This window comes from Brevundimonas aurantiaca, assembly GCF_014199955.1.
GTDB classification, from domain to species: domain Bacteria; phylum Pseudomonadota; class Alphaproteobacteria; order Caulobacterales; family Caulobacteraceae; genus Brevundimonas; species Brevundimonas aurantiaca.
The window spans coordinates 1-22,146 of record NZ_JACHOQ010000015.1 but is presented as its reverse complement, the minus strand read 5'-3'; the positions used below and the strand labels follow the sequence as shown (position 1 = coordinate 22,146).

24 protein-coding genes are annotated in these 22,146 nt (G+C 68.6%); 10 read left to right on the top strand and 14 right to left on the bottom strand.

The genetic code is table 11. From position 1 onward, the window contains the following. Window positions 1-37 precede the first annotated feature (37 nt). The 4 genes from GGQ93_RS15775 to GGQ93_RS15760 all read left to right on the top strand — a co-directional run bounded on the left by GGQ93_RS15775 (window position 38) and on the right by GGQ93_RS15760 (window position 4,192). The gene (locus GGQ93_RS15775; RefSeq protein WP_183218325.1) at window positions 38-1,108 is read left to right on the top strand and encodes a substrate-binding domain-containing protein; all 1,071 of its coding nucleotides are present in this window, start codon (window positions 38-40) and stop codon (window positions 1,106-1,108) included. An 82-nt stretch (window positions 1,109-1,190) separates the two neighbouring features. Next, window positions 1,191-2,069, top strand: a complete 879-nt coding sequence (gene galU, locus GGQ93_RS15770) for a UTP--glucose-1-phosphate uridylyltransferase GalU (protein ID WP_183218322.1) — start codon at window positions 1,191-1,193, stop codon at window positions 2,067-2,069. A gap of 101 nt (window positions 2,070-2,170) precedes the next feature. After that, the gene (locus GGQ93_RS15765; RefSeq protein ID WP_183218344.1) at window positions 2,171-2,968 is read left to right on the top strand and encodes an enoyl-ACP reductase FabI; all 798 of its coding nucleotides are present in this window, start codon (window positions 2,171-2,173) and stop codon (window positions 2,966-2,968) included. 42 nt (window positions 2,969-3,010) lie between these two features. Then, window positions 3,011-4,192, top strand: a complete 1,182-nt coding sequence (locus tag GGQ93_RS15760) for a benzoate/H(+) symporter BenE family transporter (RefSeq protein ID WP_224764371.1) — start codon at window positions 3,011-3,013, stop codon at window positions 4,190-4,192. Here the strand turns inward: GGQ93_RS15760 and GGQ93_RS15755 are convergent. The 11 genes from GGQ93_RS15755 to GGQ93_RS15705 form a co-directional block, all read right to left on the bottom strand. Then, a complete protein-coding gene (locus GGQ93_RS15755) occupies window positions 4,189-4,905 on the bottom strand; it encodes a glutathione S-transferase N-terminal domain-containing protein (protein ID WP_183218320.1) in 717 nt (238 codons plus the stop codon). The genes GGQ93_RS15760 and GGQ93_RS15755 overlap by 4 nt on opposite strands. Window positions 4,906-4,981: 76 nt before the next feature. Beyond that, window positions 4,982-5,515 carry a ribosome maturation factor RimM gene (gene rimM, locus GGQ93_RS15750; protein WP_224764373.1) on the bottom strand — a complete coding sequence of 178 codons (534 nt, stop codon included), beginning with the start codon at window positions 5,513-5,515 and terminating at the stop codon, window positions 4,982-4,984. A gap of 169 nt (window positions 5,516-5,684) precedes the next feature. Further along, window positions 5,685-6,200, bottom strand: coding sequence for a 30S ribosomal protein S16 (gene rpsP / locus GGQ93_RS15745; protein WP_054764044.1), 516 nt, complete (start codon window positions 6,198-6,200; stop codon window positions 5,685-5,687). Between the two features lie 24 nt (window positions 6,201-6,224). Continuing rightward, window positions 6,225-7,742, bottom strand: a complete 1,518-nt coding sequence (gene ffh, locus GGQ93_RS15740) for a signal recognition particle protein (RefSeq protein ID WP_183218316.1) — start codon at window positions 7,740-7,742, stop codon at window positions 6,225-6,227. Window positions 7,743-8,075: 333 nt separating this feature from the next. Continuing rightward, window positions 8,076-9,446, bottom strand: a complete 1,371-nt coding sequence (locus GGQ93_RS15735) for a S41 family peptidase (RefSeq protein WP_183218314.1) — start codon at window positions 9,444-9,446, stop codon at window positions 8,076-8,078. Between the two features lie 157 nt (window positions 9,447-9,603). After that, entirely contained in the window at window positions 9,604-10,692 is a 1,089-nt protein-coding gene (locus tag GGQ93_RS15730; protein ID WP_183218312.1) for a murein hydrolase activator EnvC family protein, read from the bottom strand. A 1-nt stretch (window position 10,693) separates the two neighbouring features. Beyond that, on the bottom strand, window positions 10,694-11,158 hold the full coding sequence (gene rlmH / locus GGQ93_RS15725; protein WP_152948980.1) for a 23S rRNA (pseudouridine(1915)-N(3))-methyltransferase RlmH: 465 nt from the start codon (window positions 11,156-11,158) through the stop codon (window positions 10,694-10,696). Window positions 11,159-11,161: 3 nt separating this feature from the next. Further along, on the bottom strand, window positions 11,162-11,587 hold the full coding sequence (rsfS, locus tag GGQ93_RS15720; protein WP_082382550.1) for a ribosome silencing factor: 426 nt from the start codon (window positions 11,585-11,587) through the stop codon (window positions 11,162-11,164). 133 nt (window positions 11,588-11,720) lie between these two features. After that, window positions 11,721-12,419, bottom strand: a complete 699-nt coding sequence (locus GGQ93_RS15715; protein WP_257720136.1) for a nicotinate-nucleotide adenylyltransferase — start codon at window positions 12,417-12,419, stop codon at window positions 11,721-11,723. Between the two features lie 52 nt (window positions 12,420-12,471). Next, entirely contained in the window at window positions 12,472-13,362 is an 891-nt protein-coding gene (locus GGQ93_RS15710; RefSeq protein ID WP_221233752.1) for an alpha/beta hydrolase, read from the bottom strand. 2 nt (window positions 13,363-13,364) lie between these two features. Continuing rightward, on the bottom strand, window positions 13,365-13,856 hold the full coding sequence (locus tag GGQ93_RS15705; RefSeq protein ID WP_054764050.1) for a Fur family transcriptional regulator: 492 nt from the start codon (window positions 13,854-13,856) through the stop codon (window positions 13,365-13,367). Window positions 13,857-13,958: 102 nt separating this feature from the next. Here GGQ93_RS15705 and GGQ93_RS15700 point away from each other — a divergent pair, with 102 nt between their 5' ends. Both GGQ93_RS15700 and GGQ93_RS15695 read left to right on the top strand, forming a co-directional pair. Next, window positions 13,959-15,989, top strand: coding sequence for a TonB-dependent receptor (locus GGQ93_RS15700; RefSeq protein WP_183218310.1), 2,031 nt, complete (start codon window positions 13,959-13,961; stop codon window positions 15,987-15,989). A gap of 87 nt (window positions 15,990-16,076) precedes the next feature. Continuing rightward, window positions 16,077-16,853, top strand: a complete 777-nt coding sequence (locus GGQ93_RS15695; RefSeq protein WP_054764052.1) for a SapC family protein — start codon at window positions 16,077-16,079, stop codon at window positions 16,851-16,853. Window positions 16,854-16,911: 58 nt separating this feature from the next. Here GGQ93_RS15695 and GGQ93_RS15690 read toward each other — a convergent pair whose 3' ends face one another. Both GGQ93_RS15690 and GGQ93_RS15685 read right to left on the bottom strand, forming a co-directional pair. Next, a complete protein-coding gene (locus GGQ93_RS15690; RefSeq protein WP_054764053.1) occupies window positions 16,912-17,319 on the bottom strand; it encodes a hotdog family protein in 408 nt (135 codons plus the stop codon). Window positions 17,320-17,328: 9 nt separating this feature from the next. Continuing rightward, the gene (locus GGQ93_RS15685) at window positions 17,329-18,357 is read right to left on the bottom strand and encodes an NADP-dependent oxidoreductase (protein ID WP_183218308.1); all 1,029 of its coding nucleotides are present in this window, start codon (window positions 18,355-18,357) and stop codon (window positions 17,329-17,331) included. 330 nt (window positions 18,358-18,687) lie between these two features. Here GGQ93_RS15685 and GGQ93_RS15680 point away from each other — a divergent pair, with 330 nt between their 5' ends. Then, a complete protein-coding gene (locus GGQ93_RS15680; RefSeq protein WP_152948986.1) occupies window positions 18,688-19,035 on the top strand; it encodes a hypothetical protein in 348 nt (115 codons plus the stop codon). A 71-nt stretch (window positions 19,036-19,106) separates the two neighbouring features. Here GGQ93_RS15680 and phyR read toward each other — a convergent pair whose 3' ends face one another. Further along, window positions 19,107-19,913, bottom strand: coding sequence for an anti-anti sigma factor/receiver protein PhyR (phyR, locus tag GGQ93_RS15675; RefSeq protein WP_152948987.1), 807 nt, complete (start codon window positions 19,911-19,913; stop codon window positions 19,107-19,109). A gap of 201 nt (window positions 19,914-20,114) precedes the next feature. Between phyR and nepR the strand changes: the two genes are divergently transcribed. From nepR to GGQ93_RS15660, 3 genes are all read left to right on the top strand, one after another. After that, a complete protein-coding gene (gene nepR / locus GGQ93_RS15670) occupies window positions 20,115-20,318 on the top strand; it encodes an anti-sigma T factor NepR (RefSeq protein WP_054764057.1) in 204 nt (67 codons plus the stop codon). Beyond that, window positions 20,315-20,926: a sigma-70 family RNA polymerase sigma factor gene (locus tag GGQ93_RS15665; RefSeq protein WP_054764058.1), complete on the top strand. Its 612-nt coding sequence runs from the start codon at window positions 20,315-20,317 to the stop codon at window positions 20,924-20,926. Before nepR ends, GGQ93_RS15665 begins: the two co-directional genes overlap by 4 nt. Before the next feature lie 6 nt (window positions 20,927-20,932). Continuing rightward, a partial coding sequence (locus GGQ93_RS15660) for a histidine kinase dimerization/phosphoacceptor domain -containing protein (protein ID WP_311734619.1) occupies window positions 20,933-22,146 on the top strand: 1,214 nt, incomplete at its 3' end.

Here is a 22,146-nt window from a genome sequence, read left to right as displayed (position 1 = left end):
TAACCGTCGCCAAACCGATGCTCAGGGAGAGCGCACGATGATCCGCACACTGAAACTGACGACGGCGGCCGCCGCCCTTCTGGCCCTGGCGGCCTGCGGCGACGGCGGAACCGGCGGCGGCGCCTCCAGCGCCCGCTCCGGCATCTGGGCGGCCGGCTCCTCGACCGTCTTCCCCTTCGCCACCCGCGTGGCTGAGAACTTCGCCCGCACCTCAGGCGGCGCCGCGCCCCGCGTTGAATCCCTGGGCACCGGCGGCGGCATTCAGGCCTTCTGCCAGGGCGTCGGCCCGACCACGCCCGACATCGCCAACGCCTCGCGCCCGATGAAGGCGTCCGAGTTCGACCTGTGCCAGAAGAACGGCGTGACCGACATCGTCGAACTGAAGATCGGCTTCGACGGCATTGTCATCGCCACCGCCCGCAACGGAAACAGCTTCAACTTCGAACTGAACGACCTGTATGAGGGTCTGGCCAAGGAAGTGCCGGGCGCCGACGGTCAGTTCGTCGCCAACCCGGCCAAGACCTGGAACGAGGTCAACAAGGGCCTGCCGAACCAGCGCATCCAGGTCTATGGCCCGCCGCCCACCTCGGGCACGCGCGACGCCTTCCTGGAGCTGGGCATGACCCCCGGCGCCAAGCTGGTTCCTGCGACCGCCGCCGTGGAAAAGGCCGACAAGAACCGGTTCGAAGCCCTGGCCCACACCCTGCGTGAAGACGGCGCCTGGATCGATTCGGGCGAGAACGACAACGCCATCGTCCAGACCCTGAGCCGCACGCCCGGATCGCTGGGCGTGTTCGGCTATTCCTTCCTGGAACAGAACCTGGACACGGTGAAGCCCGAGACCATCGACGGCGTCACGCCCAATGCCGAAACCATCGCCAGCGGGGAATATCCGCTGTCGCGCAGCCTCTACATCTATGTGAAGAAGGCCCATATCGGCGTCATCCCCGGCCTGCAGCAGTTCATTCAGGAGTTCCTGTCGGAAGGCGCGGCGGGCAAGGGCGGCTATCTGGCCGACCGCGGCCTGATCCCGCTGCCGGAAGACCAGCTCCAGGCCCAGCGCGCCGCGGCTACGGCCCTGACCCCGATGCAGCGTCCCGCCGGCTGAGGCGGAACCGACCGCCGTCCCGCCCCTTCTTTCGCCGGCCCGCACCGGCTAAGAGGGGCGGGATAGCTGTCAGGATTCATTGATGACCACCACGCCCGCGCGTCTGCGCAAGGCCGTTCTGCCCGTCGCGGGCCTCGGCACCCGGGTTCTGCCCGGCACCAAGACGACCCCCAAGGAACTGCTGAACGTCGTCGATCGGCCGATCCTCTCCTACATCGTCGAAGAGGCCCGAGAGGCGGGGATCGAACACATCGTCTTCGTCACCGGCCGCTCCAAGGGAGCGATCGAGGACTATTTCGATCACCAGATCGAGCTTGAGGCTCAACTGCAGGCCAAGGGCAAGACCGACATCCTGGAAATGATGAACGCCGAACTGGCCTCGGCCGGCGAGATGAGCTTTACCCGCCAGATGCAGCCCAAGGGGCTGGGCCACGCGGTCTGGTGCGCCCGCGACATCATCGGGCATGAGCCTTTCGCCGTCCTTCTGCCTGACGTCATCGTGGATGGACAACCCGGCGCCTTAAAGCAGTTGCTTGAGGCCTACGAGGAGGTCGGCGGCAATCTGATCGGCGTCGAGGCCGTGCCCGAGAGCGAGACCCACAAATACGGCATCGTCGATCCGGCCGGCCGCGACGGCCGCCGCATCACCATGAAGGGCATGGTCGAGAAGCCGACCCAAGGGACGGCGCCGTCGAACCTGTCGATCTCGGGCCGCTACATCCTGCAGCCGGAAATCTTCGACCTGCTGGCCACCCAGGAACGCGGCGCCGGCAATGAGATCCAGCTGACCGACGCCATGGCCCGACTGATGGCGACCCAGGTCTTCACCGCCGTCGAATACGAAGGCGTGACCCACGACTGCGGCGACAAGATCGGCCTGTTGCGCGCAAACGTCGCCCTGGCCCTGAAGCGCCCAGACCTGGGCGAGGCTGCGCGGGCGGCGGTTTCGGCCCTGCTGTGACGCAAGGGAAGGCGGCAGGGGTTCCGGTTCGCGCCGACCCCTGCTAACCCTCCCGGCAAATCATCAGGAGACGAACCATGGCCACATCCGAAGGCTGGGACATGCCGACCGGCGACCTCATGAAGGGCAAGAAGGGCCTGATCATGGGGGTGGCCAATTCGAGTTCGATCGCCTGGGGCATCGCCTCGCAGCTGGCGGCCCAGGGCGCCGAACTGGCCTTCACCTATCTGGGCGAGAGCCTGGAGCGTCGCGTGCGCCCTCTGGCCGAGAGCGTCGGCGCCAAGCTGCTGATCCCGGCCGACGTCACCGACGACGCCTCGATGGACGCCGCCTTCGCCGAGCTGGAAAAGACCTTCGGCACGATCGACTTCGTCGTCCACTCGGTGGCCTTCGCCAACAAGGACGAGCTGAAGGGCAGTTTCGTCGACAACACCACCCGCGACAGCTTCCTTCTGGCCCTGAACATCTCGGCCTTCAGCTTCGTGGACGTGTCGCGTCGCGCCGCCAAGCTGATGCCGAACGGCGGCAGCCTGATCACCCTGACCTATCTGGGGTCCGAACGGGTCATTCCGAACTACAACACCATGGGCGTGGCCAAGGCGGCGCTGGAGGCGGCGACCCGCTATATCGCGCGCGACCTGGGGCCCAAGAACATCCGCGTCAACGCCATTTCGGCCGGGGCCATGCGCACCCTGTCGCTGGCCGGAATCTCGGGCGGGCGCGGCCTGCACTCCAAGAGCGCCCAGTTCTCCCTGATCAAGGAAGAGACCTCGATGGAGGGCGTCGCCGGCGCCGCCCTGTGGCTGTGCTCGGACCTGGGTCGCTCGACCACGGGCGAGGTGGTCCATGTGGACGCCGGCTTCCACGCCGTGGGTCTGCCGGAAGACTTCGAAGGCTGATCCCGCTTCCGCCCCTTGAGGCGACGGTTTAAGGGCCGGAGCATGACTGCTCCGGCCTTTTCCATGCGCGCCCCGCCCGCCTCCGCCTTTTCTTCGGCGGCCGTCGCCACGGTGATCGGCTTCGGCGGGACCGTGGCCCTGGTGGTTCAGGCGGGGCAGGCCCTGGGCGCGGACGCCGGCCAGATCGGCTCCATGGTGACTGCGCTCTGCCTGGCCATCGGCGTTCCCGGCGCCCTCTTGAGCTGGCGGCTGAAAATCCCCGTGGTCCTGGCCTGGTCCACGCCGGGCGCGGCCCTGCTGGCCGCTTCGACGCTGGGGCTGTCGTGGGCGACGGCGGTCGGCGCCTTCGTCTTTGCCGCCCTGCTGATGATCCTGACCGGCCTGATCCCGGCCCTGGGACGGCTGGCGGGGCGGATCCCGTCGGCCATCGCCTCGGCCATGCTGGCGGGCGTGCTGCTGCCCTTCGTGATGCGACTGTTCAAGGTCGTGCCGGACGAGGCGGTTCTGGTCGTGGGCCTGATCGCGGTCTTTCTGGTCTTGCGGCGGCTTTGGCCGAGCTGGGCCCTGCCCGCCGTGCTGGCGGCGGCGTTTGCGGTGCTGGCTATGCGGGGGCAGTTGGCGCTTCCTGCGGGAACCGGCCTGTTCGGCCATCTGGAGCCCGTCGCCCCCGCCTTCGACTGGAAGGCGGCGGTCAGCCTGGGCTTTCCGCTGTTTCTGGTGACCCTGGCGGCGCAGAACCTGCCGGGACTGGTGGTGTTGCAGAGCGCGGGCTATCCGCCGCCGGCCAATCGGCTGATCCTGTCGACCGGGATCGCCAGCCTGATCGCCGCGCCGTTCGGCGCGCATGGGGTCAATCTGGCGGCCATCACGGCGGCGATCTGCACCGGCCCTGACGCCCATCCGGATGCGGGCCGACGCTGGATCGTCGGGGTGATCTACGGCGGCTTCTACCTCATCGTGGCCCTGTTCGCCGCGCCGCTGGCGGGCCTGTTCATCGCCATGCCCCCGGCCGTGCTGGCGGCCGTGACGGGCCTGGCCCTGATCGCCCCCCTGAGCGGCGCCTTGCAGAGCCTGACGGCCGATGCGCCCTCGCGCGAAGCCGCCGTCCTGACCTTTGCGGCGACGGCCTCGGGGCTGGCCCTGTTCGGGGTGGGATCGGCCTTCTGGGGGCTGGTCGTCGGATTTGCGGCCCTGGGCGCGGGCCGCCTGCTCCGTCGCGCCTAGTTCCGCGCTGGGATGTTCAGACCGCGCTGCACCGCAGGACGGGCCAGGCCGCGCTCCAGCCAGGCTGCGACGCGGGGGAAGTCCGCAAAGCCCACGATCTCGCCCGCCTCATAGAAGCCGATCAGATTGCGGACCCAGCCGAGGGTGGCGACATCGGCGATGGAATAGTCGCCCATGATCCAGTCGCGGGGTTCTCCGCCCTCATTGGCAAGCCGCGTCTCCAGCACGCCCAGCAGGCGGCGGCTTTCGGCGACGTAACGGTCGCGCGGACGCTTGTCCTCATAGTCCTTGCCGGCGAACTTGTGGAAGAAGCCCAGCTGGCCGAACATGGGACCGATCGCCCCCATCTGGAACATGATCCACTGGATCGTCTCGTACCGTGTGGCGGGATCGCTCGAGAGCAGTTGGCCTGTCTTCTCCGCCAGATAGATCAGGATGGCGCCGGATTCGAACAGGGCCAAGGGCTGACCGTTCGGGCCGTCCGGATCGAGGATGGCCGGGATCTTGCCGTTGGGGTTCAGCGACAGATATTCCGGCCCCCAGGTCTCATTGGCCATGATGTCGATCAGGTGCGGCTCATAGGCCAGGCCGATCTCCTCCAGCATGATGGAGACCTTCACCCCATTGGGCGTGGGCAGGGAATAGAGCTGGAGCCGATCGGGATGCTGGGCCGGCCAGCGGGTGGTGATCGGGAAGGCGGACAGGTCGGTCATGGAGAGGCCTCGGCTTTGCGATAGGCCTATGTCGGCGCCCGCCGCGCCATTCGCAACACCCTTGGGCGCGAATACCTCAGTCCGGCTCGCGCTCGCCGACTTCGGTCGGGGGCACGGCGGTCAGCCAGCCTTCGGAAAGCCGCAGCTCGGGCGTCGCTTCCTTGGTGAAGGGCAGATACCAGGTCGGGCCGCCGGTCGCGGGGGCGATCTCCAGCATGTCGTCGGCGCCGAAATTCTGAACCGACTTGACCGAGCCCATGACGGCGCCGGCGATGTCGCGGACCTCCAGGCCGATCAGGTCGGCGAGATAGAATTCGTCCTCCTCCGGCTCGGGGAAGCGGTCGCGGGGGACGTAGAGTTTCAGGCCGCGCAGGGCGTCGGCCTGTTCCTTGGTGGCGACCTCCTTGGCCCGGCCGACGACGCCGTTCTTGTCGGGCCGGGTCGAGGTCAGGGTCAGGGCCACCGTGCCGTCTGCGCGCAGCAGCGGACCATAGGCGGTCAGGGCCAGGGGATCGGCGGTGAAGGCGGTCACCCGCACCTCGCCCCGCACCCCGAAACCGCCGCCGATCTGGCCGACGAGGATGAGTCTGGAGTCTTTCGACATTCGGATCCTCAAGACCTTCCCCCGCTTGCGGGGGAAGTGTCAGGTCGTGGCGCGCAAGCGACACGCCTGACGATGGGGGAAGTCTTCCTCTTGAAAGAAAGACTTCCCTCTCCGACCCTGGTTCGCTGCGCGAACGCCGGGCCACCTCTCCCGCAAGCGGGAGAGGGTCGGCCACTTAGGCCTCGGTGGTCTCTTCGGCAGCCGGGGCTTCTTCAGCGGCGGCTTCGGCGGCCGGAGCCTCTTCAGCAGCCGGAGCGTTCTTGGCGGCTTCGGCCTCTTCCTTGGCGCGGGCGGCGGCTTCGGCGGCCTCGGCCTTGGCGGCGGCTTCGGCTTCCAGGCGGTCGGCTTCGCGCTGGGCGCGTTCGGCGGCGCGCTCCTGCGCCTTCTTGCCGGGGGCGCCCTTGTTCGGGTTGTTGCCCTGCGACCACTTCACCTTGGCGCCCAGGGTCTCGTCCTGCGACAGGAAGCGGGCGACGCGGTCGGTCGGCTGGGCGCCCTTGCCGAGCCATTCGGCGATCCGCTCGACCTTCAGGGCGACGCGCGGCTGGGCGCCGTCCTTGGGCAGCATCGGGTTGTAGGAGCCGACCTTCTCGATGAACTTGCCGTCGCGCGGGGCGTGCGAATCGGCGACGACGATGTGGTAGTAGGGGCGCTTCTTGGCGCCGCCGCGAGCCAGACGAATCTTCAGCATTTCAAGTCTCTTTCTAGGAAGTCGTTATTTCTTGGGAAGGCCAGGCAGGCCCGGAAGCCCCCCCGGCAGTTGTCCGCCGCCCAGACCCGCCAGGCGGTCCTGAATGGCTTTCAATTCGTCGGCCGAGGGCTCGGCCATCTTGCCGCCGCCCAGGGCCTTCAGTCGGTTCAGATCGGGGCCGCCGCCCCCGCCGCCGAGACCGCCCAGCATGGCGGCCATCTGCTGCATCTTCTTGGGACCGCCGCGCGCCATCTGTTTGACCATGTCGGCCATCTGGCGGTGCTGTTTCAGCACGCGGTTGACGTCCTGGACCTCGACCCCGGCGCCGGCGGCGATCCGCTTCTTGCGGCTGGCGTTCAAGAGGTCGGGCTTCTTGCGCTCGGCCTTGGTCATGGAAGAGATGATGGCTTCCTGGCGCAGGATCATCCGGTCGTCGACGCCGCTGTCGGCCATCTGGGCCTTCATCTTGGCCACGCCGGGCAGCATGCCCATGATGCCCTGCAGCCCGCCCATCCGCTTCATCTGCTGAAGCTGGCCGGCCAGGTCGTCCAGGTCGAACTGGCCCTTGGCCAGTTTGCGGGCCATCTTTTCGGCCTTGGCCTGGTCCAGGTCCTGGGCGGCCTTTTCGACCAGGGCGACGATGTCCCCCTGGCCCAGGATGCGGCCGGCGACGCGGCGGGCGTCGAAGACGTCCAGCGCATCGACCTTTTCGCCGGCGCCCAGATATTTGATCGGCAGGCCGGTGACGGCGCGCATCGACAGCATGGCGCCGCCGCGGCCGTCGCCGTCGGCCCGGGTCAGGACCAGGCCGGTCAGGGGCAGGCGCTCATGGAAGGCCTTGGCGGTGCGGACGGCGTCCTGGCCGGTCAGGCTGTCGGCGACCAGCAGGGTCTCGACCGGCTTGGCGATGTCGGCGACCTCGGCCACCTCGTTCATCAGCCCTTCGTCCAGGGTGATGCGGCCGGCGGTGTCGAGGATCAGGACGTCGAAGCCCTGAAGCTTGGCGGACTGCAGGGCCCGGCGGGTGATCTGGACCGCGCTTTCGCCCGCCACGATGGGCAGGGTCGCGACCTCGATCTGTTTGCCCAGCTGGGCCAGCTGCTCCATCGCGGCCGGACGGCGCGTGTCCAGCGAGGCCATCATGACCTTCTTGCGATCGAACTTGGTCAGGCGCAGCGCCAGCTTGGCCGAGGTCGTGGTCTTGCCCGAGCCCTGAAGGCCGGCCATCAGCACCACGGCGGGCGGGTTGGCGTTGGTGTTCAGCGGGACCGGCTCTTCGCCGCCCAGCATTTCGATCAGACCGTCATAGACGATCTTGACCACCTGATCGGCGGGCTTGACCGAACGGATGACCTCTTCGCCGGTGGCGCGCTCGGTGGCGAAGGCGATGAATTCCTTGACGACCGGCAGGGCGACGTCGGCCTCGAGCAGGGCCACGCGCACCTCGCGCATCGCCTCGGCCACATCCTTTTCGGACAGGGCGCCGCGGCCGGTGATCCGGTCGAAAACGCCTGTCAGCCGCTCGTTCAGAGCCTCGAACATTCACTACCTCATGTGGCGCAGGTGAAACGGCTCCATACGACAACGACCCCCGGCGACGATCACGTCGGCGGAGGGTTCTCGCCCACCTCGTCCCGACGGAGCGGGGGTCGTGTGGGTGGAGACGCGAGGTTCACTTGCGTCGGAAGCGGCGGCTTATGAAGGAAAACGGGGGGAAAGGCAACCGATGCGAGTCACGTCCCCGCCCGCTTTGCGTCATCCTCGGGCTTGACCCGAGGATCGAATGCGCCGCCGCTCTGCGCGGACGTCAGGCGCACGTCTCGCTCCTCGCCCGATCCTCGGGTCAAGCCCGAGGATGACGGAGAAGACTAGACATCAGTCCTCAGGCGTCTCTTCCGACCCCTCGTCCGCCTTCGGTTCCGAACCCGGCTCGGTCACCACAATCCCCTCCGGCGGGGCCGACAGTTTGGACAGGTCGCCGCCGGCGCGCAGGACGTCCAGGGCGCGTTGCAGCTGGTAGTCTTTTTCCTTGTCATAGGCCTCGCCCGGGGCTTCACGCGGGGTGTGCGGCCCCTTGCGCTCGGCGCCGATGGAGGAGTCCAGGGCCGTGGCGTAGGCGGCCTCGGAATAGATGAAGCTGGAGCGCGAGACGATCCGGGCCTCGGCCTCGGACCGGGCGACCTCCAGGTCCGGCTCGATGCCGATCTTCTGGATCGAGGCGCCCGAGGGCGTGTAGTAGCGGGCCGTGGTGATCGACAGGGCGCCGTCGCGCCCCTGACGCAGCGGGATCACCGTCTGGACCGAGCCCTTGCCGAAGCTGGTCAGGCCGACGATGGTCGCCCGCTCGTGGTCCTTCAGGGCGCCGGCGACGATTTCGGAGGCGGAGGCCGAGCCGTAGTTGACCAGGACCACCAGAGGCAGGCCGCCGGTCAGGTCGCCGGGCTTGGCGGAATAGCGCTGAATCTGCTCGGGCTTCCTGCCGCGCTGGCTGACGATCTCGCCGCGCTCCAGGAAGGCGTCGGACACGTCGATGGCCGCGTTCAGCAGGCCGCCGCCGTTGTTGCGCAGGTCCAGGACATAGCCCTTCACACCCGGCTTCTGAGCCTTGATCTTGGCGATGGCCTCGGACAGTTCGCGGCCGGTGTTCTCATTGAAGGTCGAGACGCGCAGATAGCCGAAATCGCCCTCGACCCGGCCAGTGACCGACTGGACCTTGATGATCTCGCGGGTCAGGGTCACCTCGCGCGGCTCCTCCCCGTCGCGCAGGAAGGTGACGCGCACGCTGGTGCCGGCCGCGCCGCGCAGCTTTTCCGACACCTGGCTGACGGTCAGGCCCGCCGCGTTCTGACCTTCGATGGCGCTGATGACGTCGCCGGCCTGAACCCCGGCCTTGGCGGCGGGGCTTTCGTCCATCGGGGAGATGACCTTCACCAGGCCGCCTTCGGAGGTGATGGTCAGGCCGACGCCCGAATACTGGCCCTCGGTCCGCTCGCGCAGTTCGTCATAGTTGGACGGCGGCAGATAGTTGGAGTGGGGATCCAGCGCCGTCATCATGCCGGCGAGGGCGGCCTCGATCAGCTTCTTGTTGTCGACCGGGACCACATAGGCCTGCTCGACGATGCCGACCACGTCGCCGAACAGCTCCAGCATGCGGAAGGTTTCGTTGCGGGGCGTCTGGCTGGTGGCGACGGCGGCCGAGCCGCCGAGAACCAGGGCGGCGCAGCCGACGAGGAGCAGTTTACGCATTCGGTCTCTTTCGGTCGGGCCGATCATGGAAGGCGCCCGTTGGGAGGGTAGGGCCGCACAGACACGACGAAATCGTGGCTGAGCGGCGTCGGTCCGATAAAATCAGCGTCCGGCGGGAAAGCAAGGCCAATCGTCGCCCGAGGGCGCATCCGGCCGCTCATCGCAGCCAGGGACCGGGGTCGATCGGGCGCTCGTCCCGGCGCAGTTCGAAATAGACGTCGCCGTCCGGCCCGCTGCGGCCCAGGGTCTGGCCGTCGGAGACCCGGGCGTCCGCCTGGACGTCCAACTGCTCCAGCCCGGCGATCACCGCCCGCCAGCCGGGGCCGAGATCAAGAATCACCACCTGGCCCCAGCCCGTCAGGGGACCGGCGTAGGCCACCTTGGCGTCAGCCGGGGCGGCGACGGGGGCGCGGTCGGCGCGCCAGCGCCAGCCCGAGGTTCCCGCCCCCCAGGTCTGGGTCGGCGCGCCGCGCACGGGCGGACTGAGCCGGTTGCGGCCGGCCGGCAGGCGCGCGGTCTCGGCCTCGGCGGCCTCGGCCTCCTGGGCGGAGGGAACGGCGCCGCCCAGGTCGCGGATTCGAGCCTCCAGCGCCCGCGCCGCCCGTTCGGCGCTGCGCGCCTCGGCGTTCAGCACGGCGGTGAGGGCGGTCTTGCGCGCGGTCAGCCCCTCGATCTGGGCGCGGCGATCGCCCTGGGCGCTTTCGGTGGTCAAGAGCCGTTCCGAGGACAGGACCGCCAGGCGGCGAATGCGCATGATCTCGGCCTGACGCTCGGCCAGGGCCTTGGCGCGGCGCTCCAGCTCGGGCGTCATGGCCTTCAACAGGATGGAGGCGCGCACCGTGTCGATCGCCTTGTCGGCGGGAACCAGAAGCGGCGGCGGCGGGCGGCGGCTCATCATCTGAAGCGCGCTGAGCAGACGCCCCTGGGCGCCGCGCTCGCGGGCCAGGTCCGTGACCAGGTCCGCCTCCCGTTCGCTCAGCTGCTTCAGCCGGGCCCTCTGGTCCTCGATCTGGCGGTCGTCGGTTCGTTCGTCGGCGCGCAGGGCGGCGAGCCGACGCTCCAGCTGGGCCAGTTCGGCCTTGGCGGCCTCGGCGTCGGCGCGCAGGCGCCGCGCCCGCACGGCCTCGTCGCGATAGTCGGCCTGGATCCGCGCCAGCTCGCTCTCGGACGCTTGGCGCCCCGCCGCCGGGGCGGCGAGGACCAGGCCCGTCATCAGGGCGAGAGAGAGTGCTGAGGCGCGGCCCATGTCAGTCGCGATGATAAGGCGATCCGGCCAGGATGGTCACGGCCCGATAGAGCTGTTCGGCCAACATGGCGCGGGCCAGGGCGTGGGGCCAGGTCTGGGGACCGAAGGCCAGGGTCGAGGCGGCGGCGGCGCGCACGCTTTCGTCCAGCCCGTCCGCCCCGCCGATGGCGAAGACCAGACGGCGTTCGCCCTGGTCGCGCAGCTTGGCGACGTGGTCGGCGAAGGCGCGCGAGGAATAGGTCTTGCCCCGTTCGTCGCAGGCGATCAGGTGCGCGCCCTCGGCGGCCGCAAGGATCAACTCGGCCTCCGGCGCCTTGCCGGGTTTACGGGCTTCCAGATCGATCAGTTCGAGGGGACCGAGGCCCAGCGCGCGTCCCGCAAGGGTGGCGCGCCGGGCGTAGTCGTCGGCGAGCGTCGCCTCAGGCCCCCGGCCCGGTCGGCCGATGGCGACGATGCTCAGCTTCATTCTCTAGTCGCGGACCATGCGGTGGGCCGAGTCCACGGCCCAGATCTTCTCGATATTGTAGAAGGTCCGCACTTCCGGACGGAACAGGTGGACGATCACATCCCCCGCGTCGATCAGGACCCAGTCGCAGTGCGGCAGGCCCTCGACCTTGGCCTTGCCCAGGCCCTGGTCCTTCAGGGTGCGCAGCAGGTGGTCGGCGATGGCGCCGACGTGGCGGTGCGAGCGGCCGGAGGCGACGATCATGGTGTCGGCCATGGCGCTTTTGCCCTTCAGGTCGATCAGGACCATGTCCTGAGCCTTGTCCTCGTCGAGGCGGCTCAGCAGGGCTTCTTCAAGCGGAGTCGATCCGACCGGGCGGGGGACGGAATCCCCGAATGCGGCGGTCGTTTCAGATCCGTCTTCGGAATGGAGAGGTTCGATAGGGTCCATCTCGTGCGCCGTGTTCGAAACGGCGGCGTCTTGCGCGTCATACGCGGGCGAGGGGGTCAGCGGAGGGCTCCAAGAGCATTGACTAAAGCAGCCCCTTAGCACGGATGGGCGCGAACGTGAACCGGCGCCGAGATCACGACCCCGCGTCCGGCCTCTTCGAGGCCCGGATGGCGGTCGACGACAGGGGATTCAAAGGCGCCGTCAGATACGTCCAGGCCGGGGCCGCCAGGGTCGGCAGAAGGCCCGCCTGTTCGGCCGGAATGCGGAAGGCGGCGAAGCGGGCGGCCGCCGGCGCCGTGCGGCTGTCCAGCTGCGATCCCGGCCGGGCGATCACCGCCACGGGCATCAGCCGCATGATGTCGGTCCAGCCCCGCCAGCGATGGAAGCCGGCCAGATTGTCCGATCCCATGACCCAGACGAAATGGACGCCCGGATGGCGGGCGACCAGCAGGCGCAGGGTCTCGACCGTCCAGACCACCCCGGCCCGGCTTTCGAAATCCGAGACGATCATGGACGGGCCGCCAACCCTGGCCTGGGCCTGGGCCGAGGCCATCCGTTCGGCCAGGGGGGCGCTGTCGCGGGCGTCCTTCAACGGGTTCTGGGGCGAGACCAGCCAGACCACCCGATCCAGGCCCAGCCGCCGCATGGCCGTCTCGGCCACATGGGCGTGGCCTTCATGGGCCGGATTGAACGATCCGCCGAACAGGCCGACCTTCATCCCCGGCGTCAGGATCAGCCCGTCGCGAAGGGCCCCCGGTCGGGGGCCGGCGCCTTGGGGCGCGGGACCGGCGTGAAAGAAGGGCAAGCGAGGCGTCTCGGGGGTTATGCTCAAGGCGGCCTTATCATGGGGGCGACCGCCCTGTCCCCCGATTATTCGTCCGACCTCAGACGGCGGCTTCGAACAGGGCCTCGCGCGTCACGTCGGCGTGGGTCATGGGGAACATGTGACCGCCGCCGCGCACCACCTCGACCGAGACGTGCGGCAGGCCGCGCGGCGACGAGGGCACGTGGGTCAAGGCGCCGTGTTCCGCCTTTAGAATGCGGATTGGACCGCAATAGAGGCGAAGCGCCCGCCAGGGATCGTGCGCCTGGGCGGCGTAGTTGGCCGCCTCCCAGGCCGGGGTGGCGGCCAGGGTGAAGCCGTCGGGGCCTTCCACCAGACCTTCGGCCAGATAGTCGGCCAGCACCATGTCGGGCCAGCCCTTGAACGCCCCCCGACCGCGGTAGGCGGCCATGGCCTCCTCGCGGCTGGCGAACAGGGCGCGGCGGCGAAGCGTGGCGCGTGCGATCGGAATGCGGGACAGAAACCGGTGGGCGAAGGGCAGGTTGAACACCAGCATGGCGGACCGCCGCCAGATCACTGCGTCCAGCAGAACCAGGCTGGCGACCCGGTCCGGCCGCTCCGCCGCCGCCAGCAGGGAGGCGGTCCCGCCCATGGAATGGCCCGCCAGGACCGGCGGCGGACCCTCGATCGTCTCCATCAGGGCCAGAAGATCGTCGCGGTGATCCCGCCAGCTGGTCTTGGGCCGGGCGAACACCGGCAGGTCAGAGGCCCCATGGCCGCGAAGGTCCGGGGCCCAGATCCGCAGCGACGTCGACAGGGGCGACAACAGGCTGCGATAGGCGCCGGCGTTGAAACCGTTGGCGTGGGAGAAGATCAGATCGACCGGACGCTTCGGATCCCCGAAGTCCAGGACCGACATCCGCCCCCCGCCCCATCGATTGTCGATCGGGACGCTGAGCCGGCGCGGCGGCGACATCAGGGCCGCATCCATGATCAGGCCGCATCCCGGCAGGCGGCGCACAGGCCGTGCGCCTCGATCGTGGTGCGGGCGATCGCATAGCCGGCGGCGGCGCCGGCGGCGGCGATGACGTCCTGGCCCGGCCCGTCGATCTCGCGCGTCACCCCGCAGCAGTCGCAGATCAGAAAGGCGGCCGCATGGCTGCCCCCGACCTCCTGGCCGGCGCAGGCGACATAGGCGCTGATCGAAGCGATCCGATGGGCCATGCCGTGGCGTTCCAGGAATTCGAGCGCGCGATAGACGGTGGGCGGCTTGGCGGCCTGTCCGTCCTCGCCGAACCGGGCGATCAGATCATAGGCCTTCACCGGCTCGCCGCTCTCGAGCAGCAGCGACAGCACCCGGCGGCGCGGCGGGGTCATGCGCTCGCCGGCCGAGACCACCCGCGCCTCCGCCTCGGACAGGGCGCGGTCCAGGCGTGCGCCGTCAAGGCCGGAATGAAGATGATCATGGTCGCAGACGGCGTTCATGAGCCACAGCTAATCCTTGATAAGCCCGGCCGCAACAGAACACGGCTTGCAGTCCGTGATGTTATCTCATAACAGAAACGCTTCCTCTCCTGAACCCCAGTGATGTCCATGCGTCAGACCGTCACCCGCTCGCTTCTGCTTTCCGCCGTCGCCTGGAGCGCCCTGGGCGCCGCCGCCCTGGCCCAGACCGGCCCCGGCCGTCCGGCCCAGGTCGATGACGTCATCGTCACCGCCACCCCCTATGGCGTCACCCAGCGCGCCACCACCATCGCCACCGACGTGCTGGACGACCAGGCCCTGGCCATCGCCCCGGCGACGTCTCTGGGCGATCTGGTCAACGGCCTGCCAGGCGTGCGCTCGACCGACTTCGCCCCCGGCGCCAGCCGCCCGGTGATCCGGGGCCTGTCCGGCCCGCGCGTCCAGGTGCTGACCAACGGCCTGGGCCAGATCGACGCCAGCTCCGTTTCGCCGGACCACGCCGTGGCCACCGATCCCGGCGAAGCCCATCGGATCGAGGTCGTGCGCGGCCCGGCCACCCTGGTCTATGGCGGCTCGGCCATCGGCGGGGTGGTCAACATCATCGACGACCGCATCCCTGAAGCCCTGCCTGAAGGCGGGGTCGAGGGCCGGGTCTCGACCCAATATTCCAGCGTGGACGACGGTCGGGGCGCCTCGGGCCATGTCACCGTCGGCGCCGGCCGGTTCGCCTTCAACCTGAGCGGCGTGACCCGCAAGACGGATGACTACGACATCCCCTCCCCCGCCCGGTCCCAGGTTCTGGCCGACAGCGACGGCGAGCCGCGCGGCGAAGGCGACAAGCAACCGAACTCCTGGTCCGAGCTGAACGCCTGGGGCGTCGGCGGCTCCTATATCGCCGACAAGGGCTTCGTCGGCCTGTCCTACAAGAAGACCGAAAGCGAGTACGGCACGGTCGCCGAGCCGGAGGTCTTCATCAATCTGGAGCAGGAGCGCTGGGACGGCCGCGGCGAATACCGGTTCGACGCCGGCCCCTTCGCCAAGGTCCGCGCCTCCTACGGCCACGCCGACTACACCCACACCGAGTTCGAAGGACCGGGCGAGCCGGGCACCGTCTTCAACTCCGACGGCTGGGAGACCCGCGGCGAACTGGTCCAGCGCGAGCGGAACGGCTGGAACGGCGCCGTCGGCGTCCAGGCCCTGGAGCGCAATTTCGAGGCGATCGGCGAGGAGGCCTTCGTCCCGACCGTCAAGATCGAGGAACAGGGCCTGTACACGGTCCAGCGCTATGACCGCGACCGCTACGGCTTCGAGGGCGGGCTGCGCTATGACCGCCGCACCCTGGGCGCCGTTCCGCTGGGCGAGACGGCCGAGGTGGAGCGTCAGTTCGACAACTGGTCCGCCAGCGGCGCCGCCTTCCTGCGTCCCCAGGCCGGCCTGTTCCTGGGGCTGAGCCTGTCGCGGACGGAACGCGCGCCCAGCGAGGTCGAACTGTTCGCCGACGGCGTCCACGTCGCCACCGCCGCCTATGAGACCGGCGACCTGGGCCTGGACACCGAGAAGGTGACCACGCTGGAGGGCACGGTCCACTTCGACCGTGACCGGTTCTCCGGGGATCTGCACCTCTACAAGGCCTGGTACGACGGCTTCATCGACGAACGCCGCACCGGCGCAGACTTCACCACCGACGAGGGCGAGACCTTCCCCGTCTATCGCTTCGTCCAGACCGACGCCGACTTCTACGGTTTCGAGGCCGAGGCCGCCTACGCCCTGTGGCAGGACGGAGATCGCAAACTGTCGCTGGAGGGGGCGGCCGACTATGTCCGCGCCGACACGGACCTGGGTCCGGCCGCGCGCATTCCGCCCTGGTCGGCGACTGCCCGTCTGGCCTGGACCTCGACGCTTTGGGACCTGACTGGCGAAGTGCGCCACGTCGGCGAACAGGACAGGCTGGCGGAAGGCGAACTGCCGACCGACGCCTATACGCTGGTCAATCTGCGCGGGGCGGTTCGGCCGTTCGCCGACAAGGACGTCACCGTCTTCGCCGAGGCGCACAATCTGACGGACGAGGAGGCGCGCGAGCATACCTCCTTCCTGAAGGACATCGCGCCCCTGCCTGGGCGCAACCTGCGGATCGGCGTCTCCTACGCCTTCTGACCGGTTCCTGATCGGGGCCGTTTGCCGCTGAGGCGGGCTTGGGCTAGAAGGCCCGCCTCATTCCACTCCAAGAGCGCCTGGCTCCTCATGACCGATACGAACAACTCGCCGCTCGAAGGCAACGTCCTCTTCTATACGAAGCCGGAACCGCTGGACCCGACCCTGCACGGCGCGCTGGGCGTCAACGCCGCCGACAAGCCCTACGCCTTCGTCGGCCAGACCAACATCGTGCCGCTGACGGTGACCGAGTTCGCCGCCGCCGCCCTGTCCTATCCGGTGATCTTCACCGGTGAGAACCGCCAGCCGGTCGTGGTCATGGGGCTGCGCCAGGGCGAGAACCTGTTCGTGGCGGACGACGGCGACTTCCGCCCCGACGCCTACATCCCCGCCTATGTGCGCCGCTATCCGTTCGTCTTCGCCGACGACAAGCAGAATCAGCGCCTGATCCTGTGCATCGACCGCGGCGCCTCGATCGTGGCCGAGGGCGGCCAGAACCCGCTGTTCGTCGAGGGCAAGCCCAGCGACTACACCAATATGGCGATGGAGTTCTGCAACAACTTCGAACAGGAGCGTCAGCGCACCGAAGCCTTCGTCAAGCTGATCCAGGACCTGGACCTGCTGGACGTGCGTGAAGCCGTCTTCACCCCGCGCAACCCGGACGGCACGCCCGGCGCGCCCCAGAAGCTGGCCGAATATTACGCCGTGTCGGAAGACAAGCTGAGGGCCCTGCCGGCCGAGAAGCTGGCCGAGCTGCGCGACAACGGCGCCCTGGGCCAGATCTACGCCCATCTGGTGTCGCTGCTGGGCTGGGACCGCCTGATCGCCCTGGCCTTCCTTCGCCAGGCCCCGGCCAGCGTCAACTGAGCCTCGGCCTGACGTCAAGGAGAACGCCCGCCGGTCGCACCGGCGGGCGTTTTCAATTTCAGCGGCGGGAGAACAGGGCGCGGGTCAGGCAGGAGAAGACCAGCCGCCCGGCCTCGTCCAGCAGATCGTGCTGGGCGATGACGATGCCCTTTCCGTCCCCGACCGGATCCTTGCCCATGACGGTCATCCGGCCCCGCAGCAGCTCGCCCGGCGGCGGATTGCGCAGATAACGCAGCCCGTCGACGGCCAGGATCTTGGTCTGGGCCCAGGCGCCCGACTTCTCGGCCGCCAATCGGCTCCACAGGGCGTAGATCATCGCATCGGGCGCCCCATAGGCGGCGTCCCAGCCGGGCGCGAACCGCTCGACGAAGAGGTCGAGCGCTCCCGGATCGACCGCACAGGCCCCCAGGGGCACGACCTGCCCCGTCTCCAGATCCTCGAAATGGACGAGCAGGGGGTCGCTCATGGAAATCCTTCAGCCTGGTTCTTCGGAAACACGGACCAGCAGCTTGCCGTCGTGGTCGCCGGTGAACAAGCGGTTCAACGAGTCCACCGCGCCTTCCAGGCCGTCATCGACGTGGACCTTCCACTTCACCTTGCCCTCGGCCAGCCACGGACCCATCTCCGCGACCATTTCGCGGGCGCGAGGCGCATAGTCCAGAACCAGGAAGCCCTGGACATGGAGCCGATGGGTGATGATCCGGGCGAAGTTCGGCGACGGCGGCGCCTTGGTGGCGTTGTAGGATGAGACGAGGCCGCACACCGCCATCCGGCCGTGGACCTTGAGCCGGTTGAAGACGGCGATCATGATGTCGCCGCCGACGTTTTCGAAGTTGAGATCGATTCCGTCGGGCGCCAGCCGGTCCAGCGCGTCGCCGACGTCCTCGTTCTTATAGTCGATCGCCGCGTCGAACCCGAGTTCGTCGGTCAGCCAGGCGCATTTCTCAGGGCCGCCGGCGACGCCGATGACGCGACAGCCGCGCTGTTTGGCGATCTGGCCGGCGATCGAACCCACCGCCCCCGCCGCCGCAGAGATCACCATCGTCTCGCCGGCCTTGGCTTTCAGCACGTCGGTGACGCCGAAATAGGCCGTCAGCCCGGTCATGCCCAGGACCGACATATTGGCCGTCAGCGGCAGGCCGGGCGCCCGGTGCACGGGCCGAAGCCCGGCTTCGGGCACGACGGCGTAGTCCGCCCACCCACCGGCGGCGGGCATGACGACGTCGCCGACCTTGAACCGGTCCGACCGGCTGTGCTCCACCACCCCCAGGGTCAGGCCGCGCATGACCTCTCCCAGCCCCACAGGCGGCAGATAGCCTTCGGAATCGTTCATCCAGGTCCTGTTGGTGGGGTCCAGCGACAGATAGACGGTGCGGACCAGCACCTCGGATTCCTTCACCTCCGGCACGGGCGTCTCGACCAGCTCCAGGTCGCCGGGCTGAACCAGGCCCTTGGGCCGCTGACGCAGCACCCACTGACGATTGATCTTGGCGTTGGAAACCATGCGTCTCTCTCCGTGCGTTTTCTTTGAGGATCATCTTGGCCCTGCGCGCGGCGCGGGTCGAGGGCCGGGTTGAAAAGAAAAAGGCGGTCCAAGCGGACCGCCTTTGAAGTGGCATCATCGAGAATGAGGTGCGGAGGCGGCAGATTGGCTGTCGCCAATCTCAAGTCGGGGGGGCGTCGCCGCCTCCGCAGTCTCCTAACGGCGTGGGTGAACCCCGGTTCCCGACAACAGGCGGCTTTTTTTCGTGCCTGGCGCGAAAGATCCCGGGTAGGAACGCCGTTACTCAGGCGGCGTTGTGTCTGGTCATAAGCAACAGCCGGGACGCAGACCATGACGCACCAAGAACCGCAACCGAACAACGATCGTCTGGTCGATCGTCAGGGCGTAGATGCGCGCTCGGCTCGCCAGGGCCGATCCGGCAGCCGAATCCTGCTGATCCTTATCGCCTCCCTGGGCGGCGCGGCGCTTTTGCTGGGTCTGCTTTGGATGTTCAGCCAGGGCGGCCTGTCCCAGACCAACGCCAACGACGGGGACCAGGCGGTCGATGCGCGCGCCTTCAGCGGCGATGCTGCGACGCCGCCGGCCGCCGACGCGCCGACCGGCCCGAACGGCGAGCCGCAGCCCGTGCCGACCGGAGAGGCGGCGAACGTCAACGCCCCGACCCAGCCGTCCAGCTGATGTGAAAAAGCCCCGGCGCCGAGGCGGCCGGGGCTTCATCCGCGCCCTTGTCGGGCGCTGGGCGTCCAAGATTAAGCCGCTTCCTTGTGGCGCGACGGGTGGAAGAACAGGGCCTGGCTGATCGCCGCCTTCACCGTCTCGGGCTGGAAGGGCTTGGTGATCAGGAAGGTCGGCTCAGGCCTTTCGCCGGTCAGAAGGCGTTCGGGGAAGGCGGTGATGAAGATCACCGGCACGTCGATGTCCTTCAGGATGTCCTTGACCGCATCAATGCCGGAAGAGCCGTCGGCCAGCTGGATGTCGGCAAGAACCAGGCCGGGCTTGTGGCGAGCCACCGCCTCGACGGCCTCGTCATGGGTGGTCGCAGCCCCGGTGACGCGGTGGCCCAGTTCCTTCACCAGGCTCTGAATGTCGGCGGAGATGATGGCCTCGTCCTCGATCACCAGGACGTCGGTGGCCAGTTCGGCGTCGATGTCCGACTGGGCGTCGGCGATCAGCCGCTCGACGTCGCGGGGATCGGCCGAAAGGATCTGGGCCGCTTCCGAAGGCGTGAAGCCTTCCAGGGCCGTCAGCAGAAAGGCCTGGCGCGAGCGCGGCGCGATCCGCATCAGGCGACGCGAAGCCTCGTCGCGGCCGTCGCCCAAGGCGCCGATCTGAGAGCCGCTTTCCAACTGGGCGCCGGTCGAGGACCAGATGGCGTGGAAGACGTGATAGAGGGCGACGCGCGGCGTCATGTCCGGCGAGAGCTGCTGCTCTCCCGCAGCCAGCGCTTCGAGTGCGACCCGCACATAGTTGTCGCCGGTCGATTGATCGCCGGTGAGGGCCCGCGCATAGCGGCGGACATAGGGCAGATGCGGCGCAAGTCTGGCCAGAAGGCTCATGCTGGATAGTCCCCGACAGAGGCTGCGCGCCCGAGGATGGACGACAGCGATACAGAGGCTGAAAACGCCAAAGCCCCGATGCGGTTCCGCAGCGCTTGCGCTCTGTCGATTTTTATTACCGCATTTGAGGAACCCGGAGCCAGAGGGACCGTTAATGGACCTGCATTTCTGCACTGCAGTTGGGTGGGCGGTGTTCTGTCTATGATTGACTCTTCCGATTCCTCGCGGCGCAAGGGCGCCGGCAACACGGGGGAGGCGGGGCTCGAAGAAGCTCGCCTTCGTCAACAGGCCATCGGCGTCAAGCTGCGGCACATGTTCGACGAGGTGGTCAACGAGCCCGTGCCTGACGAATTCCTGGATATTCTGAAGCGCGCCGACGCCAAGGCGTCGGACGGTGGCGCATGAGCACGTCCCGATTGGGCGCCGCGCCCAAACCCGCCTCTGCGGATGATGAGGGCTTCAAGCGGGAACTGGTCCTGCTGATTCCGCATCTGCGCGCCTTCGCCCGCACCTTGACGGGCGATGCGACGGCCGCTGACGATCTGGCCCAGGACGCGATGATGAAGGCCTGGGACGCGCGCGCCAGCTACCAGATGGGCACCAACATGAAGGCCTGGACCTTCATGATCCTGCGCAACCAGTTCTATTCCGAGAAACGCCGGTCCTGGCGTCAGTCGCAGTTGGACCAGGAGGCCGCCGAGCGGACCCTGGTGGCGGTGGACGACCCCGAGGCGCCGGTGGCGCTGGACGAGCTGAGACAGGCCCTCAAGACCCTGCCGGAAGAGCAGCGCGAAGCCCTGATCCTGGTGGGCGCCGGCGGCTTCGCCTATGAAGAGGCGGCCGAGATCTGCGGCTGCGCCGTCGGCACGGTCAAGAGCCGCGTCAGCCGGGCGCGCCGCGCGCTTCTGACCACCTTGGAAAAGGGCGGATACAGCCGCGACGGCAAGGCCGCCGGGGACGCCATGCGCACCATTCTCGGCGAAGCCGACAGGCTGGCCGGCGCCCGGTCCTGAGCCTCGGTGAACCAGGCCGCCCAATCCGACGCCCCCGATCCGAGGCCTCGCCTGGGACCACGCTGGAATTCGGCCCGGTTCCAAGGCATTCGCTTCCGGCTGGGCACGGCCATGGCCTTGGCCCTGCTGCCCATACTGATCCTGATCGTCATCCAGACCCAGGCGGACTTCCGCCGGCAGGCGGATGATCGCCGCACGGATCTGCAACTGGCCGCCGAACGCAGCGCCGGCAGCGCCAAGGCGCGGCTGGACAGCGCCCAGGTTCTGCTGCGCGCGCTCAGCCCCGACGCCCTGGGCCCCTATTGCGCACCACGCCTGACCGCCCTGGTCGATCGGCTGGAGGGTTATGAGGGCCTTTATCGCCTGAGCCCGACGGGCGAGGCGGTCTGTTCCTCCGGACGTCCCGAGGGATTGCGGTCGGGCGTGACGCCGGCGGCGGGCTCGACCTGGTTCCAACGGCTTCGCCGCGGCGAGGATCTGGTGGTGGTTCGCGCCCCCGTCTACGCCGGCTATCCCGCCGCCCTGATCGTCGCCATCCGGGCCGAACGGCCGATGGGCCGGTTCGACGGCGCCATGGCGGCCGTCATTCCCCTGTCGGCGCTTCAGCCGGACACTCGCGATCCGGCCCTGCCCGACCAGTCCGAAGCGGCGCTGACGGACGCCGCAGGGCGGGTGCTGCTCGCCAGCGACCCCGCCGCCTTCCGCCTGTCGGACGGGGGCGACGTCACCGGCTGGGTGGAGCGCGCGCGAGACCAGGGCTCGGCCGTCTTCGCGGCGAAGGACAGCCAGGGCCAGCGCCGCGACTACGCCGGAGCGGTTCTGGCCGGGGGCGATCTCTACGCCCTGCTGTCGGCGCCGGCGCCGGGGCTGTTGTCCTGGGCGCGGCTCAATCCGATCGGCACCCTGCTTCTGCCCCTGGGCGCCTGGCTGACGGCCTTCGCCGCCGTCATGCTGCTGTCCGAGCGGATCTTCATCCGCTGGCTGGACTATCTGGAACGGATCGCCGCCCTCTATGCGCGCGGTCGCTTTTCGGTGCGGCCGCTCCAGGCCATGAACGCCCCGTCGGAAATCCGCGTCATGGCTCGGACCCTGGACGAAATGGCCGAGGCCATCACCCAGCGCGAGCGGGAGCTGAACGCCTCCCTGGCCGAAAAGGACGCGCTGATGCGCGAAATCCACCACAGGGTGAAGAACAATCTGCAGATCATCTCCTCGCTTCT

Bases quoted from the DNA above. Each gene is read 5' to 3' on its own strand.
- GGQ93_RS15775 (WP_183218325.1), top strand. From the start codon at position 38: ATGATCCGCACACTGAAACTGACGACGGCGGCCGCCGCCCTTCTGGCC.
- galU (WP_183218322.1), top strand. From the start codon at position 1,191: ATGACCACCACGCCCGCGCGTCTGCGCAAGGCCGTTCTGCCCGTCGCG.
- GGQ93_RS15765 (WP_183218344.1), top strand. From the start codon at position 2,171: ATGCCGACCGGCGACCTCATGAAGGGCAAGAAGGGCCTGATCATGGGG.
- GGQ93_RS15760 (WP_224764371.1), top strand. From the start codon at position 3,011: ATGACTGCTCCGGCCTTTTCCATGCGCGCCCCGCCCGCCTCCGCCTTT.
- GGQ93_RS15755 (WP_183218320.1), bottom strand. From the start codon at position 4,905: ATGACCGACCTGTCCGCCTTCCCGATCACCACCCGCTGGCCGGCCCAG.
- rpsP (WP_054764044.1), bottom strand. From the start codon at position 6,200: ATGCTGAAGATTCGTCTGGCTCGCGGCGGCGCCAAGAAGCGCCCCTAC.
- ffh (WP_183218316.1), bottom strand. From the start codon at position 7,742: ATGTTCGAGGCTCTGAACGAGCGGCTGACAGGCGTTTTCGACCGGATC.
- GGQ93_RS15735 (WP_183218314.1), bottom strand. From the start codon at position 9,446: ATGCGTAAACTGCTCCTCGTCGGCTGCGCCGCCCTGGTTCTCGGCGGC.
- GGQ93_RS15730 (WP_183218312.1), bottom strand. From the start codon at position 10,692: ATGGGCCGCGCCTCAGCACTCTCTCTCGCCCTGATGACGGGCCTGGTC.
- rlmH (WP_152948980.1), bottom strand. From the start codon at position 11,158: ATGAAGCTGAGCATCGTCGCCATCGGCCGACCGGGCCGGGGGCCTGAG.
- rsfS (WP_082382550.1), bottom strand. From the start codon at position 11,587: ATGGACCCTATCGAACCTCTCCATTCCGAAGACGGATCTGAAACGACC.
- GGQ93_RS15710 (WP_221233752.1), bottom strand. From the start codon at position 13,362: ATGGATGCGGCCCTGATGTCGCCGCCGCGCCGGCTCAGCGTCCCGATC.
- GGQ93_RS15705 (WP_054764050.1), bottom strand. From the start codon at position 13,856: ATGAACGCCGTCTGCGACCATGATCATCTTCATTCCGGCCTTGACGGC.
- GGQ93_RS15700 (WP_183218310.1), top strand. From the start codon at position 13,959: ATGTCCATGCGTCAGACCGTCACCCGCTCGCTTCTGCTTTCCGCCGTC.
- GGQ93_RS15695 (WP_054764052.1), top strand. From the start codon at position 16,077: ATGACCGATACGAACAACTCGCCGCTCGAAGGCAACGTCCTCTTCTAT.
- GGQ93_RS15690 (WP_054764053.1), bottom strand. From the start codon at position 17,319: ATGAGCGACCCCCTGCTCGTCCATTTCGAGGATCTGGAGACGGGGCAG.
- GGQ93_RS15685 (WP_183218308.1), bottom strand. From the start codon at position 18,357: ATGGTTTCCAACGCCAAGATCAATCGTCAGTGGGTGCTGCGTCAGCGG.
- GGQ93_RS15680 (WP_152948986.1), top strand. From the start codon at position 18,688: ATGACGCACCAAGAACCGCAACCGAACAACGATCGTCTGGTCGATCGT.
- phyR (WP_152948987.1), bottom strand. From the start codon at position 19,913: ATGAGCCTTCTGGCCAGACTTGCGCCGCATCTGCCCTATGTCCGCCGC.
- nepR (WP_054764057.1), top strand. From the start codon at position 20,115: ATGATTGACTCTTCCGATTCCTCGCGGCGCAAGGGCGCCGGCAACACG.
- GGQ93_RS15665 (WP_054764058.1), top strand. From the start codon at position 20,315: ATGAGCACGTCCCGATTGGGCGCCGCGCCCAAACCCGCCTCTGCGGAT.